We start from the raw sequence: 4,426 nt of genomic DNA, 5'->3' as shown, positions 1-4,426 counted from the left end.
GATTGTTACCGGTCCCGATGGCGAGGAAATCTTCTGTGATGAACATGGCAGGGTGAAGGTGCAGTTCCCCTGGGACCGTTATGGCAACAGTGATGATGCGTCAAGTTGTTGGGTACGGGTCTCTCAGGGCTGGGCGGGCGGTCAGTATGGCATGATGGCCATTCCCCGCATCGGTCATGAGGTAATTGTCTCTTTCCTTGAAGGTGACCCGGACCAGCCGATTGTCACCGGGCGTACGTATCATGCCACCAATGTACCTCCCTACCCGCTGCCTGCCAACAAGACGCGCACGGTGCTTAGAACCGAAACCCATCAGGGGGAAGGTTTTAATGAGCTTCGCTTTGAGGACCAGGCGGGGCAGGAGGAAATCTATGTCCATGCCCAGAAGGACATGAACCTGCTGGTTGAGAATGACCGCAAGGACAACATCAAACATGACCTCCATCTGGATGTGGAGAATGAAAGGTTCCAGCATATCAAGGTGGATGACCACCTCACTGTCGATGGGCAATCCAAAGAGCATGTGAAAGGTGGTATCAGCCTAACAGTCGATACCTCACTGCACATCAAGCAAGGGAAGAAACAACTGCTTGAAGCAGGCACTGAAATTCACCACAAAGCGGGCGACAAAGTCATCATCGAAGCAGGCACTGAAATTACCGTCAAAACCGCCTCCGGTTTTGTAAAGCTGGACCCTGCAGGGGTTCATATTTCAGGTCCTGTCGTGAACCTCAACTCTGGAGGCAGTGCGGGAAGTGGCAGTGGCGCAGCACCTGCAATGCCAAGCATTTCAAGCTTACTGACCAGTGAAATTGTCCCAAACTGGGTCGAATTTGAATATATAGATCCTGACATGCAGCCTTTCGCCGACACCCCTTATCGCGCCATTTTGAGTGATGGCACCGAAGTATCAGGAACGCTCGATGGTGATGGTTATGCCCGTATTGATGAAGTTCCGTCTGGTCCAATCCGCGTTTATTACGATCCAGATGATGAGTTTGAAGATTTAGAACGTGAGCCTATCGACTCTCTCGGCGGGAAAATAGACAAGTTGCTGGGAGGTGCTGGCTAATGTGGGGCAATGATGTATTCGAGTACCTTTACAACAACCTCGAGTCTGCTTACAACGCAGGTGAGGATTATGTTTCGCGTAAGGCGCAGGAAGCTTACGACGCCACGATTGGTGCTGTGGAATGGATTTGGGAAGCCCTTCAAGGTGATTTCAACACCAATCAAACCACGGGACAAATTGCTGCTAATGCTGTTCTTGGCCTGATCCCAATTGTCGACCAGGTACTGGATTGTAGAGACCTCATTGCCAACTGTCGCCAAATCTACAAAGACCGCACTAACACCGCCGCTTGGGTGGCGCTTTGTCTGACCCTGGTAGGCTTAATACCAAGCCTGGGTTCAGCGATCAAAGGGGTTTTAAAAATCCTCTTCCTGTTCGTCCGCAAAGCAGGGGGTGACGTTGCCAAAGCTATCCGACCCGCCATGGCGCCTATCCTGTCGTTCCTTGGTAACGAAAAAGTGCGCCGAATTCTCGGTATTTCGGATGTCAGCGTAATTTTGCGTCAGGTTGCCGACAAGCTCAGCAGCATTCGTGGAGAAGTGACAGTCAGCAACCTCAAATCGCTGCTGGATTCTGCCGTGCAAACGCTTACTGATGTCGTCGGTAAGATCCGTTATTTCGCTCCGGGCGATGTCAAGGTATGGCTTGATGAAGCGGTCCTCATAGTTCGTTGGGTTCAAGACGCTGCAGATCGTATGCTTGCCCCCGCTCTAGCGCCGGTTCAACGTATTCTAGATGGCATTGAAGATGCACTTCGCAAGCAGGCGGACGAATACTCACCAAACTATCGTGCAGACGTTAATGCACGCACTGTGCATGAACTCGACCCAAGCGTCGCCGCTGTTAACCCTCGCATTCTGACCCGAACTCAGAAAGGGCTTTATGGCGAAATTATCAGTGATAATTACATGCTCAATCAGGGTCACCGCAACATACTACCGGACAATCGTCAGGTTCGTGCGTTAGAGGATGTCCCACGCGGTCGGGGCATCGACGGCATCTATGAAAATGCTAACCCACCACCCCCTTATATCGTGACCGAAACAAAATATCGTACAAATTCAGGTCAGTATATTGATTCAGATGGCGTTGCCAGTAATAGTCTACTTTCTACTACTCGAGGTTCGAACGGTTATCCGGCATCTAAACAAATGAGTGATGCTTGGATTCAGCCCAGACTTGCCGATGAAGTCGGCCGTGATGTTGCTGATGACATCATGGATGAAGGCTATGACAGATGGCTGATGATAGTTGATGAGACTGGTGAGGTAGTGAACATTACAAGACTGGATGCCAATGCAAGAAGCATTGAAGAGGTTATGAGATGACAGGGCAAGCGCCAAATTTTAACCAATTGCGAAGGGATGCGTTTCTGGAAGAAGCTGTTTATGAAGAGCAGCACGCGTACTTCACAAAAGACAACGCTAAGCGTTATGGCAGATTGACTGATGAGACTAAAGATATTGTCCATCGCGCTGGCATTAGCTGGTCACTCTCTCTCGCCAAATTTGAACACGTTTTACTCGAGTATTCTCGAGGTACAAATCTTGAAAGCGTCGAAGAATTAGTTAAAGCAGCATTTCAAGATCTATTTAGACACAAAGAACAATTCCCGTTCAAAGTGCTAAATTATTGGGAGCCAGACGGTTATCAGTTTCTCCTATGGCTTGTCAGCCTTGCCGTTTTAACAGGCAATAGAGATGCGCTGCTTCTTATCGCACGTATGACAGGCAAAAATCCAGCTGACGGTGATGACAAATGCATCGTTCAGTTTTATACCCGTGTTGGCCTTCAAGGACTTCCTCGCCAAGATTCACTGGTTTTTGAAAAGCCCTACAAAGATTTCTACGATGCCATCAAAGGTGATGGCGCTTCCCCAACTAAAGCTGAGCGTCAGCAGTCGATGAACGCGTACTTAAAAGGCTGGTATCAGGGGATGAAAAACTGTTATTGGCATAACCGACACAAAGGCAGACACGCCACTCACTTCGGTTATTGGTCACTTGAATCTGCGGCAGCTACCCTGCTCTTTGACCTTGATGACAGCAGCTACAGGAAGTCGCTTTACTATCCAAAAGACTGGGTCGACTATGCCCGTGAAAAGGGTGTCGGTTCGCTGTTCTCAAATGAAAAATTGCCTTTCCACCATCTAGCTCTTCCAAATGATGAAGTGCCAGTATCAGCAGAGTGGACATCCAACCTGAGTAACGAAGTCTTTCAACTTGAAACAGGTGAGCGATTTGGCGGAAACACAGAAAACGAACACGGTGATGCCGTGGTTTGGATCAGCCGATGATCAGATTCTTAGCTGCATCCTCTATTTTTCTGGTCTCATCAGTCTTCGCGTCAATGGAAGGAAGCTACTCCACACCTGCCGACTCATCGACATCTCAACAATATGTCGTGGGTGTGTTTAGCGGTAAGCTCGCCATCGAAAATGATGGAGACATCTACCTCGCGAAAGAAATGGATAGGACTGAAAGAGCAGAGTTTGCAGAGTATCTTATGATGGGTAGTTCGGAGCTGAATGACGCGAAGTGCCTGGTGACACCCTCTAAAGACCTCGCGTTAATCGAAAAGGCTGCTTCTTCCGCCGGTGCTGATGTCGCCGAGGTGACGGCATCCGGTGAATCCGCCCTGAAATTCGTTGATGACCAGAACCAAAAGGCCATTATCACGCTCGCGCCGAAATACAAGATCCGCCAGATACTCTGTGCTTCGGAAACAGAGATTGAGCTCGCTAAAAGTAAGATTTTCTTCTTTAGCAGGCTGTTGGGTATTATCCCTTTGGTTAAAAACTAAGAATTTAATAAGGAATAAGTCATGGGAAATGCAGTTCGACTGGGGGATACGGGAACAGACCACGATGGTTTCCCACCAACGCCAACGACCGCTGGCTCTGGCACAGTCAAAATTGATGGTATCCCAGTTTGCCGTTTGGGCGACCCACTTGCGCCTCATGACAAACCCAAGCACCCTCCACATGGCCGCAGTATTGCGGCAGGTTCAGCGACGGTTTTTGCTGATGGAAAACCCGTAGCAAGAACGGGAGACCCAGTAAGCTGCGGTGGCATGGTTATTGGCGGCGGCACAGTAAATATCGGTTAAACCTGTTGTATTACTCCTACCTTTCTTAGTTTATCTTCCCAAACTAACCGCCTGATCTCTGAATATATTGGGCGGCATCAACCTCCACCAATTCAGATACCTAGCCCCAGTAACTTCTCATTTCACTTCAAACCAACCTGACCAATCCGGCCAAATCTTGCTCGCTGAGCAACTTTTCGCCCAACCCACAAGCAATACCTTGCTCTCCCTTTTTCTGGAGTCGGCTAAGTCTCTGTTTTCATTAAA

General features: G+C 49.1%; 5 protein-coding genes. All 5 read left to right on the top strand.

From position 1 onward, the window contains the following. On the top strand, positions 1–1,072 hold a 1,072-nt coding region (locus G5S52_RS23345; RefSeq protein WP_165018867.1), incomplete at its 5' end, for a type VI secretion system Vgr family protein. Next, a complete protein-coding gene (locus G5S52_RS23340) occupies positions 1,072–2,400 on the top strand; it encodes a hypothetical protein (RefSeq protein WP_165018865.1) in 1,329 nt (442 codons plus the stop codon). The genes G5S52_RS23345 and G5S52_RS23340, both read left to right, overlap by 1 nt. Next, positions 2,397–3,368 carry a PoNe immunity protein domain-containing protein gene (locus G5S52_RS23335; RefSeq protein WP_165018863.1) on the top strand — a complete coding sequence of 324 codons (972 nt, stop codon included), beginning with the start codon at positions 2,397–2,399 and terminating at the stop codon, positions 3,366–3,368. The genes G5S52_RS23340 and G5S52_RS23335 overlap by 4 nt, the downstream gene beginning before the upstream one ends. Beyond that, a complete protein-coding gene (locus G5S52_RS23330; RefSeq protein ID WP_165018861.1) occupies positions 3,365–3,874 on the top strand; it encodes a hypothetical protein in 510 nt (169 codons plus the stop codon). The genes G5S52_RS23335 and G5S52_RS23330 overlap by 4 nt, the downstream gene beginning before the upstream one ends. Positions 3,875–3,895: 21 nt before the next feature. After that, positions 3,896–4,180 carry a type VI secretion system PAAR protein gene (locus G5S52_RS23325; RefSeq protein WP_165018857.1) on the top strand — a complete coding sequence of 95 codons (285 nt, stop codon included), beginning with the start codon at positions 3,896–3,898 and terminating at the stop codon, positions 4,178–4,180. Positions 4,181–4,426: the final 246 nt, after the last annotated feature.

It is taken from the genome of Grimontia sedimenti, assembly GCF_011045095.1.
Taxonomy (GTDB): domain Bacteria; phylum Pseudomonadota; class Gammaproteobacteria; order Enterobacterales; family Vibrionaceae; genus Enterovibrio; species Enterovibrio sedimenti.
This window is presented reverse-complemented; position numbering and strand designations above follow the sequence as displayed.